Below are 12,125 nucleotides of genomic sequence, written 5' to 3'. Positions count from 1 at the left end.
GACGAAAAACTCCTGGGAGAATGAGAATCAGTCGATGAACCGGAGATCGGAGATGGTGCCCGAGGCCACCAGCATCACGTAGAAGTCGGTGAGCACGAGGGTGCCCAGCGTCGTCCAGGCCAGGGCCATGTGCCGGGTGTTGAGCTTGGAGACCTGGGTCCAGAACCAGTAGCGCACCGGGTGCGCCGAGAAGTGCTTGAGCCGCCCGCCCGCGATGTGCCTGCACGAATGGCACGACAGGGTGTACGCCCACAGCAGGACGACGTTCACCACCAGCACGACGTTGCCGAGGCCGAAGCCGAATCCGCCGCCGCTGCCGTGGAAGGCGTAGATCGCGTCGTAGGTGTTGATCAGCGAAACGAGCAGGGCCACATAGAAGAAGTAGCGGTGCGCGTTCTGGATGATCAGCGGCAGTTTCGTCTCGCCGGTGTAGCGGGCGTGCGGTTCGGCCACGGCGCAGGCCGGCGGCGAGAACCACACCGAGCGGTAGTAGGCCTTGCGGTAGTAGTAGCAGGTCAACCGGAAGCCGAGCAGGAACGGCAGCACGACGAAGCCGAGCGGGATCCACATCGGCAGCTCGGGGAACGGCGTGCCGAAGTGGCTGGACCCCGGCGCGCACGACGCGCTCAGGCAGGGGGAGTAGAAGGGGGTGAGGTAGTGGTATTCGTTCACCCAATAGGCCGTACGCACAAAGGATCTGACCGTCGCGTAGATGACGAACGCGGCCAGTCCGACCACCGTGACCAGGGGCGGAACCCACCAGCGGTCGGTGCGCAACGTGCGCGCGGAGATTCGGGCTCGGGTCCTGCTGAAAACGCCGGTCCCCGTCGCGGGGCCGGTGGTCGGTGCGGCACTCACAGGCGACGCCTCGCTGATCCGATCATGCGAAGGGGCGGTGATACCCCTCGCGAGCGAATGTGATGCAGAGCACCATACGCCTGATCTCGTGCCGATAAGTGCTTGTCACGGCGGGGCAACAAATCTGTGGTGACCTTGGCCCAGGAGGTCACGTCATGAGAAGAGCTGCCATCGTGGCGCCCGTGCGCACGCCGAATGGGATAGCGGGCGGTGCGCTGTCCGGCATGCCTGCCGACTGGTTGGCGACCACGGTCCTGTCGGCTGTGCTGGAGCGTTCCGGGATCGATCCGCTACGGATCGAGGACGTCGCGCTGGCCTGTATCGGTGGCGGCCTGGCCGACGTGCCCGCCATCGGCAAGCTCGCCGCCCGCGGGGCGGGGCTGCCGTTCGCGGTGCCCGGCTTCCTCACCGAGCGGCACAGCGGCAGCGGGCTGCAGGCGGTGATCACCGCGGCCATGATGGTGCAGACCGGGGCCGCCGACGTCGTCGTGGCGGGCGGGGTCGAGTGTGCCGCGAGCGGCGGTGGCCTGCCCGGGGGCGCCGACGGCCTGCGCAACGCCGAATACCTCGCCGGGTATTACGGCATCAGCCGGACCGAGGCCGACCGGTACGCGGCGGCCGGCCACCACAAGGCGGCGCGCGCCTGGCGGCAGGGCACCTTCGGCGCCGAGGTGGTGCCGGTGTCGGTGGATCCGCGCCACCCCGAGCACTGCGTCGTCCGGGACGAGGGCCTGCGCGAGGACGTGTCGTCGCGGACCCTGGCCGCGCTGCGGCCGCTGCTGGACGGCGGCGTGGTCACCGAGGGGAACATGGGTACCCACCGGCTCGGCGCGTCGGCCTGCCTGGTCGTGGCCGAGGACCGCCTCGAGGAGCTCGGCCTGCGGCCGATGGCCTACCTGGCGGGCTGGGCCGCCGCCGGCTGCGACGACGGCGACGGCCCAGCGCTCGGCGCGGCGCCCGCGGTGGCGAAACTGCTGCATCGCACCGGCTACACCTTCGACGACATCGATCTGCTCGAGATCAACGAGGGATACGCGGTCGAGGTGCTCGCCCTGGCGACCGAGTGGGGGATCGACCCGCTCGAACGGCTCAACGTCAACGGGTCGGCGATCGCGCTCGGGCATCCCGTCGGCGCGACCGGCCTGCGGATCATGACCACGATGCTGCACGAACTCGACCGCTGCGAGGGCAGGCTCGGGCTGGAGGCGATCGCCCTCGGGCCCGATCACGGCATCGCGGCGCTGTTCGAGTCGGCGGAACGGGCCGAACCGGCGGAGGCGCCGCGCGGGGCCCGTTTCCACGGTGCCCGCCCCGGTCGCCGGGGCAGGCACCGCATCTGAGCCGGGGCTCCCGCTACACCGTCCGCGGGCGGGAGTGGAAGCCGAGTCCTTCGTCCTGGGCCCCCATCCAGGCCGCTTCGTCGTGCTTGCTGTCCGGGACGTAGATCGGCGCCGCGCGCTGCCCGGAACGCTCCGGCGGTGGGGACTGCTCGAACTCCTCGGCGTCGATGACGAGGCGTTCGAGATCGTTCTCCAGGCGGCGGATGGTCGGTGCGTCACCGAAGTTGTTGCGCAGTGTGCCGATGGATTGCCGGAGTTGGCCGACCGCGAAGCGGAGTTCCTGAATGTCGCTGCGTGTCATGGATACCTCCTGTGACTCAACACACATCGTGATCTACACCACAGTAACCGATCTTTTCGAATGGGGTGGGAGGTTGCTTCAGCCCGCGACCGCGTACCGGTCGGCGATGCCCGCTGCGGCGCGTTCGACCAGGCCGGCGACGCTGCGCGCGACCTCGTCGGCGCAGTCGAGGATGACGCTGTGGCCGGCGCCGTCGATCCGGACCAGCTCGGCGGCGCCCAGCTGGGAGGCCAGCACGACGGAGTGGGCGAACGGCACCATGAGGTCGGCCGAGCCCGCGAGCACCAGCGCGGGCAGCTCGCGCAGGCGGGCCAGGGTGCCCGACTCGTCGTAGGTCAGCAGGGAGCCCAGGAACCCCGACATGGTCAGCAGGGGCGTCTCGCTCAGGATGGCGGTCGCCACCGCGGCCATGCGCGGAGTGGTGTGGCGGGTGCCCGCGGCGGTCTCGCGGATCAGCGGCGCGAGCAGCCAGCGGGAGAAACGCTTGGAGGCCTGGAGGATTCGCGGCGCGCGCACCACGACGTGCTGGAGCGAGGCGACCGCGAAACGGTTGAGCAGCCTGCCGAGTCCGATCTCGGTCAGCCCGCCCGCCGCGCCCGCGATGAGGCCGATGCCCGCGACCCGCTCCCCGACCGACTGCGGGTAGAGCCGGGTGTAGGCCAGGACCACCATCGCGCCCATCGAGTGGCCGATCAGGACGACCGGCCCGGCAGGGGCCAGGCAGCGCAGGACCGCTTCGAGGTCGTGGGCGAGCTGGTCGATGGTGTAGGTGGCGGGGTCGGCGTGGCCGGATTCGCCGTGGCCGCGGTGGTCGTAGAAGACCATGCGGGTGCCGGAACGCCAGTGGCCGTGCAGATGCTCGCGCAGCACCGACCAGGATTCGGTGTGCAGGCAGTGGCCGTGGACGAAGACGACGGTCAGCGCGGCGTCGGGCTCCCCGAAGGTGCGCACGGAGATCGGCACGCCGTCGTCGGCGACCACGGTCGCGCGGTGTCCGTCGAGATCGGCGGCGCGGCGGATGGGCGGCTGCGGCATGGCGTCCTCCTCCGGTGGGCTCGGGTACCCCTGCCCGGCTTGTCGGAAGTGATTTCCGCGGCGTTAGTGCCCCACGCCCGGCGTTATGGATTCGTTGATCCGTGGCGCCACATCGTTGCGAATCGGCAAAAGATACGGCTTTCTAGCCATTTTCCTAGAAAGTTCGATAGTCGGCTCGATTCCGGCCTCGATCGGTCTCTCTCACCCCTTCTAGCCTCTTCGCTAGACACGACCAGAAAGGTGTAGGCATCACACGCTGCGCAGGTAGCGGCCGAAATGCGGCACGGTGAAGCCGATGGTGCCGCGCTCGGCGGAGTAGATCAGGCCCTTCTTGATCAGGCCGTCGCGCGCCGGGGACAGCGACGCGGGCTTGCGCCCGAGTTCGGCGGCCACCGCCGCGGTGGCGACCGGGCCGTCGTCGCCGGACAGGTCGGCCATCGCGCGCATGTACTCGCGCTCGGCAGGCGTCGCCCGCTCGTAGCGGGACCCGAAGAAGCCGACCGCCAGCTCCTCCTCGGCGGTCGGGGAGGCCACCTCCACGTCCTCGGCCGTGATCGGGCTGTCGGGCGCCTGGTCCCAGGTGGCCTTGCCGTAGGCCTGCACGAAGTACGGGTAGCCGTCGGCCTTGCGGTACAGCGACTCCAGCGCCTCGGCGGTGAACTTCACGTCCTCGCGTTCGGCGGGCGCGATGAGCGCCTGGTCGGCCGACTCCCGGTCGAGCCGGTCGATGCGGTGATAGCCGAACAGCCGCTCGGAGTAGCTCTTCGAGGCCGAGAGCACCGCGGGCAGGTGCGGCAGGCCCGCGCCGACCACGATGAGCGGCGCGGCGTCCTGGCTGAGCTCGTGGCAGGCGCCGCAGATGGCCGACACGTCCGCCGGCCCCAGGTCCTGCATCTCGTCGATGAACAACCCGATGCCGATCCCCATGGCCGCCGCCAGCGCGGCGGCCTCCCGGAACAGTTCGATCAGGTCGATCTCGATGTCACCGGAATCGGCGCGGCCGGTCACCGCAGGCACGTCGATGCCCGGCTGCCAGCGCTCGCGCATGCCCTTGTCGGCGGTGGCCCGCAGCGCGAAGGCCTTCAGGATGCCGAGGAAATCGTCGACCTGTTCGGGGTTGCGGTGCGCGGCGGCGATCGCCCGCACCGCCATGTGCAGCGCCGAGGACAGCGGCCTGCGCAGGTCCTGGTCGGGCCGCGCCTCGATCTTGCCGGTGCCCCAGCCGCGCGAGATGGCGGCCGAGCGGAGCTGGTTGAGCAGGACCGTCTTGCCGACGCCGCGCAGCCCGGTGAGCATGACGCTGCGCTCGGGCCTGCCGCGGGCGACCCGTTCCAGCACGATGTCGAAGGCGGCCAGCTGTTTGTCGCGCCCGGCCAGTTCGGGTGGACGCTGTCCGGCGCCGGGGGCGTACGGATTGCGCACGGGGTCCATGCCCGAAAACCGTAGCGCGTCAGCGTAGGAGATTCTCGGTATCTCTGCCCCGTGTCCTAGATACTGCTAGCGAATCCGATAGTCCACGCGAAACGGAGCGGCATGTCCGACGACGAAACCGGCCCGCGCACCACCGCCGCCATGATCGCCTCCTGGCCCGTCCCGGAAGGCGCGCCCCAGGCCGAGATGATCAAGCAGAACCTGATCGCCGCGTTCGCCGCCCTCGACGACGATCCCCAGCTCGTCGCCGATCTGGCGGTCGGCCAGCTGGTGCTCGCCCTCGGCAACCTGGAAGTCGAACTCGCACAGGCACGTCACCGCATCGAGGCGCTCGAACGCGCGCTCGGCCGTCCCGCCCGTCCCGCCCGTGGATGACCGGGTCACGGCGGCGCCTCGCGGCGCGCGGAGCCGTGACCCGATCGCGACACGCCGGGTAACACCTGGCTGTCCTGCGACGATAGGGATGCGGGAAAACAACTTGCATGCTTCGCTGGACAGGGCGCATCACACGCCGTAATCTTCTCGTGACTTAGCGGAGTCTGTCGTTTCGTCAGAGAAGCGGCGCCGCTGAGTCACCGCCGAAACCACCCGGAGCCAAGGCGATCCGGAGCCTTGGCGGGAAGCGCAAGATCGGAGATTCGTCTCAGTGGGTAAACACAGCTTGCAGCGGGATTCTCGTCTGCCGAGTTCCGTCAAGGGCGCGCTCGTCATGGGTGCGGTGGCCGCTACGACGGGCGCGATGCCTGCCATCCCGGCCATGGCCGCCACCCTGAACATCCCGGGCTTCGGCAACGTCGACCTGCCGCCCGAGCTGGACCAGCCGGTCCAGGAGCTCAACAAGCAGCTGCAGTCCATGCAGGCCGCGCCGAGCGCGCCGCAGGCGCCGCAGTTCGCCAACCCGTTCCAGCAGCAGGAGCAGAGCGCGGGCAACATCGCCCTCGACGCCGCGCGGACCAAGGTCGGCGCCAACTACTCCTGGGGCGCCACCGGCCCGAACTCCTTCGACTGCTCCGGCCTGGTCCAGTGGGCCTTCCGGCAGGCCGGTGTCGAGCTGCCCCGCACCAGCTTCGAACAGTCCCACGTCGGTGCCCCGGTGTCCTTCGACAACCTGCGCGCCGGTGACATCGTCATCACCAACGGCGGCGGCCACGTCGGCATCTACGCGGGCAACGGCCAGCTGCTGAACGCGGTGCAGTCCGGTACCCCGGTCTCCTACACCCACCTCAGCGCCGACGACGTGGTGACCGCCCGCCGTATCGTCTAGGGGGTGTCCCCCGCCGAACAGCGCTCCACCACCCGGGCCCGCGTCGACTCGTGGACCTGGGCGGTGCGACTGTTCAAGACTCGTTCCGCCGCGGCAGAGGCCTGCCGCGGCGGTCACGTGCGTGTCAACGGGGCGACCGCCAAACCCGCTCAGCCGGTGCACCTCGGCGACGAGGTCCGGGTCCGGTAGGCCGGTCTCGAACGGATCGTGATCGTCGCCCGGATCGTGCACAAGCGGGTGGGTCCGCCCGTCGCCGCCGAGTGTCTCATCGACCGCAGCCCGCCACCGCCGCCCAAGGAGATCCTGGCCGCGCAGCCGCGCCGGGACCGGGGCGCGGGCAGGCCGACGAAACGCGAACGCCGCGAAACCGATCGGTTGATGGGCCGCCGCGACTAGACGCTCGGCGTGTCCGGGTGCGGCTCCAGCTTGCGTGCCGCGAGCCTGCCCGCCGCGATCGACGCCACCACGATGGTGCACAGGGCGGCCAGCATGATGGCCGACCCTTCGCCCGGCACCAGCACCGCGAGCTGTTCGCCGACGGTCACCGCGGCCACCGGCACCCCGATCTGCGCCGCGGCCAGCGCGCCGTAGGCGAGCGGCTGCCCGAGTGCCCTCGTCACGCAGTGCACGAGCACCGCGCCGAAGCCCAGCGTCAGGCCGAGCAGCACGAACTGCGGATGTTCGCCCAGCTCACGGAGATTCAGCCGCGCGCCGAGCCAGACGAAGAACAGCGGCGCGAGCAGGCCCTCGCTGATCGCGAACACCTGCTTGGCGACCCGCCGCGGCTCGCCGACCCCGGCCACCGCGAGCCCCGCCGCGAACCCGCCGAGCATGATCGAGACGTGCATCGCGCTGGCCACGCCGCACAGCGCGAACACCATCACCAGGCTGATCCGCAGCTCGACGGTGAACTTGCGGTCCTCGGACACCTCGTGGGTGCGGCGCTGGGCCCCGGTGTCGTAGAGGTAGCGCAGCAGCAGGAACATCACGACCGCGCACAGCCCGACCACGACCGCGCCGATGCCCGCGCGCACCGCGTGGGCCGGGTCGATGACGAGCGGCAGGGCGACCACGCAGGCGGTGTCGGCGATGGCGACCTGCGCGGTCAGCGACAGCACCGGCGGCCCGGTGAGGCCGAGCTGATCGATGATCGGCAGCACCATGGCCGCCGAGGAGGAGGCCATGAGCACCGCGTACACCGCGGCGTGGCCGATGCCGAAGACCTGGGCCACCGCCCAGCCGCCCACCGCCGCCGCCACGCCGACCACCGCCGCCCGGAGCAGCCCCGACCCCAGCGCGCCACGCACCGCCGGATCACGCACCGGGACATGGGTGCCCGCGGCGAACATGACCAGCGCGAATCCCATGTCGGCGAGGAAGGTGAACGTCTCGTCGGTCGCGTCGAGCACGCCGAACCCGGTGGCGCCGAAGACGACGCCGGCGGTGAGTTCGCCGAGCACGACCGGCAGGTGCCAGCGCCGCGGCAGGGCGAGCAGGGGTCCGAGCAGCCCGATCGTGACGACGAGGGCCAGCGTGGCGAAGGTCATGGCAGGGCGGCGATCTTGCAGGGTATGGCGACGTTCTCGTCGGCGAAGTACAGGGCGCAGACGCGGTGGTAGCCGTCGGCGATGAGCATGGGCAGGTCGCGCCGGCAGTCGCCGCGCACCAGCAGGATCGGGGACAGCTTCCTGCCCTCGTTGATCTTGAGCAGGTCGTGGCGTACGTGGGGGTTGTCGGGGGTCAGCGCCTCGAGGCGGGAGGCGCGCAGGATGTCCTTCGCCTTCTTGTGGACCAGCGGCGCGCGCCGGAGTTCGGCGACGAGCTCGTCCACCAGATGGTTGTCCGCGAGCAGTTGGAGGTAGTCCGCGGCGGCGGGATAGTCGTGCTCGTCGGGTTCGTCTTTCCACCGGACGGTGAGGATCTGATCGGCCATCGACCCATCATCGGTCCGCCCGGCGGCGCGAGCCGGGACGATCGCGGGGTGTCGCGCTGATCACCTCGGTTGGTCGGGGTCGGCGCGGTCGCCTACCGTGGCCGCATGGGCGAGTCAGGGGCCGCGGACCGGGCGGAACGAACACCGGGGACGGCGGCGGTGCTGCTCACCTGTGCGGCGGTGGCCGCCACGCCGCTGGACTGGGTGCGGCCCCGGCGGCCCGAGCCCGCGTGGCTCGAGGTGCCGCTCGCGCCGCTGCCCCCGGCGCGCGCCACCGTGACGCTGACCCGGCTCGAACAGGCCGCCTACGGCGGGCCCGCCGCGTTCGTCACCGCGGGCAGCCCCGGGTTCGGGACCACCCGGCTGACCATGTCGGGGTTCCTGGTCGAGCACCCCGACGGCCGGTTCCTCGTCGATCCGGCGCTGTGCGCGGGCGTCGTCGGGCGGGTGCTGCCCGAGCTCCCGTTCCCGCTGCCGTCCCTGCTCGCGCCGGGCGGCCCGGTGCGCGCGCTGACCGACGTCCTCGCCGCGCACGGGCTCGGCGGCGCCGAGATCGATTTCGTGCTGCCCACCCATCTGCACTGGGACCACGTGGCCGGCCTGTACGAGCTGCCGGGCTGGATCCCGATCCGGGTCACCGAGGCCGAATACCACTGGGCCATGGGCGGATCGCACGCGCCGCTCGGCGTCGCCCGCGGCCCGCTGCGCGGGCGCGAATTCCACCGCTACGAGCTGACCGGCCCGCCGGTGCTGACCTTCGCGCGCAGCCACGACCTGTTCGGCGACGGCGCCGTGCTGCTCGTCGACCTGGCCGGGCACACGCCGGGCAGCGTCGGCGTCCTGCTCGCCCTCGCCGACGGCTCGCGGGTCCTGCTGGCCGGTGACGCGGTGTGGTCGACGCGGCAGCTCGACCTGATCCGGGAGAAGGCGCCGCTGCCCGGCCTGCTGCTCGACGCCGACCGCGACACCGCCTTCGCCACCGTGCACCGCTTGGCCGCGCTGCCCGACGACATCGTCGTGCTGCCCGCGCACGACCACGCCGCCGTCGCCGCCTACTGAGCGGCCAGGCCCGCGGCCACGCTGGGATACCGTGGCCGCCAGCCGAGTTCGTTGTGCGCTCGCGCGCTGGAGATCCGCATCGATGTATCGACCATCAGCGCACCTAGATACGGCACCGCCAGCCGGATCAGCCACGCGGGCAACCGGATCGGGCGCGGCGTGCCCGCCGACCGGGCGACCTCGGCGAAGAACTCCCGCCAGGTGATCGGGGTGTCGTCGGCGAGATTGTAGGCGCGGCCGCCCTGCCCGCGCTCGAGCGCGGCGACGGTGCCCGCGGCGGCGTCGGCCACGTGCAGCCAGGTGTTGACGCCGCCGGGGCCGAGCGGGCCGACGGGCAGGCGCTTGCGCATCATCCCGGCGAACAGGTCGCTGAACGCGTGCGGACCGTAGAACAGGCCGTAGCGCAGCGCGATGCCCTCCACGTCGGCGGCGAAGACCTGCTCCTCGGCCGACACGCACGCCCGCACCACCTCGTCGGCCGCGCCGCCGTCGTAGACGCCGAACGGATCGTCCTCGGTGAGCGGGCGATCGCCGTGATCGCGGTATCCGTAGCCGAGGATCAGCGACTGGACCAGGAAGCGGCGGGCACCGAGCGCCTCCGCGGCCGCGAGCAGGTTGGCCGTGCCGACGGTGCGGAGCAGCCCGGTCGGGTCGTCGGCGGGAATGGCGCGTTGCGGCTTCACCTCCCGCAGCGCGGTCGCCTCGTGCAGCACCGCGTCGGCGGTGAGCCCGTCGACGGCGCGCAGCAAGCCGTCGCGGTCGAGGGCGTCACCGGCGACCGGGGTGGCGCCGAGTTCGCGTACCAGCGCGTGCTTGGCCGGGTCGCGGACGAGCGCGAGGACGCTGTGCCCGTTCGCCGTGAGCGCGCGGATGAGCGGCTGCCCGATGGCTCCGGTGGCGCCTGCCAGAAGTACCCGCATGAGATCTCCTTCGTCCGCTGCTGTTCGGTCGGAGATGGGACGGTCCGGGACCGGCCGCTGTGACGCGCTGTGACCGCCCTCACCCTAGGCGGTGACGAACCGGTCCCACCGCGGGGCGATCAGCGCCGCCAGCTCGGCGTATCCCGCGGCGCCCGGGTGGGCGCCGTCGATCGCGGCGACCTCGGCCATCCACGCCGCGGACGCCCGCAGCGCCGCGTACACCGGCACGTACGCGACCCCGGCCGTCGCGCACACGGCGGCGAAGGCGGCGTCCAGTTCCGCGATCGCCTCGTTGTGCGCCGGATCCCGCACCGCCGGCGGCCCGACGACGAGCGCGGGCAGGCCGGCCTCGGCGAATTCGGCGAGCAGCGCGGTGACGGTCTCCACGGAGACCGCGAGCGGCACGCGCCGCGCTCCGTCGAGCACGTGGGTGTCGTTGACCCCGCAGGAGAGCGCGACGCGCGCGTCGGTGCCCGAGGGGAGGCGGGGTTCGCACTCGGCGCGCCAGCGGGCGCGGATCTGCGGCGAGGTCGCGCCGCGCACCCCCAGGTTGTACGGGGTCAGCGGCTGCCCGGCCGCGTACGACCGGGCGGTGAGCCTGCCCGGCCAGCCGAGCCCGGACCGGTCACCGACCCCGGCGACGAGGGAGTCGCCGAGGAAACACACGCGAAGATCTCGAGTCACCCCACGATGGTGTCAGGGCGGCGACGGGAAATAGGATCGGCGTCGATCGTGTGCGGGGAGGGAGAGATCGTGGCCGGGGAATCGGAATGGGCGCCACCGTGGTTCGCCGAATTGCTGGCGCACCGGCACTGGATCCATCGGGAGCGGCCGTTTCCGCACGTCTACGCAGCGGGCGTGTTCGCGGAGTTCTTCGCGGTCCGGCTGGCCGCCGAGGTCGCGGCGGCGGCGGGACAGGGGCGTGACACCACGCACGCCGACTGGACCGACGGCCCGACCGCGCTGTTCGCGAGCCGGGAATGGGCCCGGCTGCTGGCCGGGTTCACGGACGCGCCCGGCGCCCTCGGCGGGGTCCTCGGCCGGGCCGCGGAGGTCCCGCTGTCGCGCGAACACGCCGTCGTCGCGGTGTTCTTCGCCGACGAGGCCGCCGAGCTGACGCTGCGACTCGGCGCGGGCGGGCCGGCGCGAACCGTTGCGGCGCAACCCGGTTCGCTGGCGCTGTGGCGGCCGAACCCGCGCACCGACTGCACGCTCACCGGGGACGGCGGCGTCGTCGTCACCTGGCTGACCGGCGCGCAGGCGCCCGGAACCGGAGGCATCGCATGACCACCCGCCGTGTCTGCCTGCTCATCGGCGCGAGCACCCCGCTCGGCGACGCGTTCTGCCGCCGCCTGCGCGACCGGTACGACATCGTCGCGATCTGCGGCGCGGCCACCCCGGCCGCGCCGTCGCAGGAGGAGTGGTTCGTCGACCCGCTCGCGCCCGGCGCCGACATCGCCGAGAACCGCGACCGGATCTTCGTCGTGCGCGCCGACCTCGCCGAGCCCGGCGCGGTGGCCCGGGTCGTCGACCTGGCGCTGGCGCGGTTCGGCCGGGTCGACCTGCTCGTCGACCTGCCCGCCCCGCCGGAACCGGACGCCGGGCTGCTCGACGCGGGCGCCGCGGCGCTCCGGGCGGGGCTCGACGCCGAGGTGACCGTGCCCCTCGCCCTGTCGGCCGCGCTGGCCGAGCGGGTCTGGACCGACGTCCCGGCGAACCGGGCGGCCGACCGCAACATCGTCACCGTCTGCCCGGACGAGGTCGCGGGCGCGGCCGCCGTCACCCGCGCCGCGCGGGCCGCGCTGGCCGCCGAACTCGCGCGTGTGTGCGGGCCGCTCGGGGTCCGGGTCAACACCCTCGTGGCCCAGGGGTATCCCGCCCGGGTCGCGCCGGAGCCGGTGCTGCGGGCGATCGTGGCCGTCGACCGGGGCGACATGACCGGTGCTGTGCACGGTCTCGGCGCGGATTGACGCTGGTCGGCGCG

General features: G+C 72.2%; 14 protein-coding genes and 1 pseudogene. 7 read left to right on the top strand and 8 right to left on the bottom strand.

The window, feature by feature from the left end:
• Positions 1 to 27: 27 nt before the first annotated feature.
• A complete protein-coding gene (sdhC, locus tag ON36_RS27910; protein WP_043659742.1) occupies positions 28 to 858 on the bottom strand; it encodes a succinate dehydrogenase subunit SdhC in 831 nt (276 codons plus the stop codon).
• 155 nt (positions 859 to 1,013) lie between these two features.
• On the opposite strand from sdhC, the gene ON36_RS27905 reads away from it, so the two are divergent.
• A complete protein-coding gene (locus ON36_RS27905) occupies positions 1,014 to 2,198 on the top strand; it encodes a thiolase family protein (protein WP_083885471.1) in 1,185 nt (394 codons plus the stop codon).
• Positions 2,199 to 2,211: 13 nt separating this feature from the next.
• On the opposite strand, the gene ON36_RS27900 is transcribed toward ON36_RS27905, so the two are convergent.
• The 3 genes from ON36_RS27900 to ON36_RS27890 all read right to left on the bottom strand — a co-directional run bounded on the left by ON36_RS27900 (position 2,212) and on the right by ON36_RS27890 (position 4,965).
• Positions 2,212 to 2,499 carry an Rv0250c family protein gene (locus ON36_RS27900; protein ID WP_043659739.1) on the bottom strand — a complete coding sequence of 96 codons (288 nt, stop codon included), beginning with the start codon at positions 2,497 to 2,499 and terminating at the stop codon, positions 2,212 to 2,214.
• Between the two features lie 78 nt (positions 2,500 to 2,577).
• Positions 2,578 to 3,534 (bottom strand): alpha/beta fold hydrolase, encoded by a 957-nt coding sequence (locus ON36_RS27895; protein WP_043659736.1) that lies wholly within the window; start codon positions 3,532 to 3,534, stop codon positions 2,578 to 2,580.
• A 249-nt stretch (positions 3,535 to 3,783) separates the two neighbouring features.
• Positions 3,784 to 4,965: an ATP-binding protein gene (locus ON36_RS27890; RefSeq protein ID WP_043659733.1), complete on the bottom strand. Its 1,182-nt coding sequence runs from the start codon at positions 4,963 to 4,965 to the stop codon at positions 3,784 to 3,786.
• Between the two features lie 102 nt (positions 4,966 to 5,067).
• On the opposite strand from ON36_RS27890, the gene ON36_RS27885 reads away from it, so the two are divergent.
• The 3 genes and pseudogenes from ON36_RS27885 to ON36_RS27875 all read left to right on the top strand — a co-directional run bounded on the left by ON36_RS27885 (position 5,068) and on the right by ON36_RS27875 (position 6,625).
• A complete protein-coding gene (locus ON36_RS27885; protein ID WP_043659732.1) occupies positions 5,068 to 5,340 on the top strand; it encodes a hypothetical protein in 273 nt (90 codons plus the stop codon).
• Between the two features lie 334 nt (positions 5,341 to 5,674).
• On the top strand, positions 5,675 to 6,229 hold the full coding sequence (locus tag ON36_RS27880) for a C40 family peptidase (protein WP_052314411.1): 555 nt from the start codon (positions 5,675 to 5,677) through the stop codon (positions 6,227 to 6,229).
• A gap of 3 nt (positions 6,230 to 6,232) precedes the next feature.
• Positions 6,233 to 6,625 (top strand): annotated as a pseudogene (locus tag ON36_RS27875) (RNA-binding S4 domain-containing protein).
• Here ON36_RS27875 and ON36_RS27870 read toward each other — a convergent pair.
• Both ON36_RS27870 and ON36_RS27865 read right to left on the bottom strand, forming a co-directional pair.
• On the bottom strand, positions 6,622 to 7,776 hold the full coding sequence (locus ON36_RS27870) for a cation:proton antiporter (RefSeq protein WP_043659726.1): 1,155 nt from the start codon (positions 7,774 to 7,776) through the stop codon (positions 6,622 to 6,624). The pseudogene ON36_RS27875 and the gene ON36_RS27870 overlap by 4 nt on opposite strands.
• Positions 7,773 to 8,162, bottom strand: coding sequence for a hypothetical protein (locus ON36_RS27865; protein ID WP_043659724.1), 390 nt, complete (start codon positions 8,160 to 8,162; stop codon positions 7,773 to 7,775). Before ON36_RS27865 ends, ON36_RS27870 begins: the two co-directional genes overlap by 4 nt.
• 105 nt (positions 8,163 to 8,267) lie before the next feature.
• Between ON36_RS27865 and ON36_RS27860 the strand changes: the two genes are divergently transcribed.
• Complete coding sequence (locus ON36_RS27860; RefSeq protein WP_043659802.1) at positions 8,268 to 9,221, top strand: MBL fold metallo-hydrolase; 954 nt, start codon at positions 8,268 to 8,270, stop codon at positions 9,219 to 9,221.
• Here the strand turns inward: ON36_RS27860 and ON36_RS27855 are convergent.
• Complete coding sequence (locus tag ON36_RS27855) at positions 9,215 to 10,141, bottom strand: NAD-dependent epimerase/dehydratase family protein (protein ID WP_043659721.1); 927 nt, start codon at positions 10,139 to 10,141, stop codon at positions 9,215 to 9,217. The two genes, ON36_RS27860 and ON36_RS27855, sit on opposite strands and share 7 nt — an antisense overlap.
• 84 nt (positions 10,142 to 10,225) lie before the next feature.
• Positions 10,226 to 10,825, bottom strand: a complete 600-nt coding sequence (locus tag ON36_RS27850) for a GDSL-type esterase/lipase family protein (protein WP_043659719.1) — start codon at positions 10,823 to 10,825, stop codon at positions 10,226 to 10,228.
• 69 nt (positions 10,826 to 10,894) lie between these two features.
• Between ON36_RS27850 and ON36_RS32990 the strand changes: the two genes are divergently transcribed.
• The gene (locus ON36_RS32990) at positions 10,895 to 11,428 is read left to right on the top strand and encodes a hypothetical protein (RefSeq protein ID WP_052314410.1); all 534 of its coding nucleotides are present in this window, start codon (positions 10,895 to 10,897) and stop codon (positions 11,426 to 11,428) included.
• Positions 11,425 to 12,111, top strand: coding sequence for an SDR family oxidoreductase (locus ON36_RS27840; RefSeq protein ID WP_043659717.1), 687 nt, complete (start codon positions 11,425 to 11,427; stop codon positions 12,109 to 12,111). The genes ON36_RS32990 and ON36_RS27840 overlap by 4 nt, the downstream gene beginning before the upstream one ends.
• Positions 12,112 to 12,125 lie beyond the last annotated feature (14 nt).

This window comes from Nocardia thailandica NBRC 100428 (genome assembly GCF_000308795.1).
Classification (GTDB): Bacteria; Actinomycetota; Actinomycetes; order Mycobacteriales; family Mycobacteriaceae; genus Nocardia; species Nocardia thailandica.
The sequence above is the reverse complement of the archived record's forward strand: the minus strand, read 5'-3'. Positions and strand labels throughout refer to the sequence as shown.

Bases quoted from the DNA above. Each gene is read 5' to 3' on its own strand.
- ON36_RS27905 (WP_083885471.1), top strand. From the start codon at position 1,014: ATGAGAAGAGCTGCCATCGTGGCGCCCGTGCGCACGCCGAATGGGATA.
- ON36_RS27900 (WP_043659739.1), bottom strand. From the start codon at position 2,499: ATGACACGCAGCGACATTCAGGAACTCCGCTTCGCGGTCGGCCAACTC.
- ON36_RS27895 (WP_043659736.1), bottom strand. From the start codon at position 3,534: ATGCCGCAGCCGCCCATCCGCCGCGCCGCCGATCTCGACGGACACCGC.
- ON36_RS27890 (WP_043659733.1), bottom strand. From the start codon at position 4,965: ATGGACCCCGTGCGCAATCCGTACGCCCCCGGCGCCGGACAGCGTCCA.
- ON36_RS27885 (WP_043659732.1), top strand. From the start codon at position 5,068: ATGTCCGACGACGAAACCGGCCCGCGCACCACCGCCGCCATGATCGCC.
- ON36_RS27880 (WP_052314411.1), top strand. From the start codon at position 5,675: ATGGGTGCGGTGGCCGCTACGACGGGCGCGATGCCTGCCATCCCGGCC.
- ON36_RS27870 (WP_043659726.1), bottom strand. From the start codon at position 7,776: ATGACCTTCGCCACGCTGGCCCTCGTCGTCACGATCGGGCTGCTCGGA.
- ON36_RS27865 (WP_043659724.1), bottom strand. From the start codon at position 8,162: ATGGCCGATCAGATCCTCACCGTCCGGTGGAAAGACGAACCCGACGAG.
- ON36_RS27860 (WP_043659802.1), top strand. From the start codon at position 8,268: ATGGGCGAGTCAGGGGCCGCGGACCGGGCGGAACGAACACCGGGGACG.
- ON36_RS27855 (WP_043659721.1), bottom strand. From the start codon at position 10,141: ATGCGGGTACTTCTGGCAGGCGCCACCGGAGCCATCGGGCAGCCGCTC.
- ON36_RS27840 (WP_043659717.1), top strand. From the start codon at position 11,425: ATGACCACCCGCCGTGTCTGCCTGCTCATCGGCGCGAGCACCCCGCTC.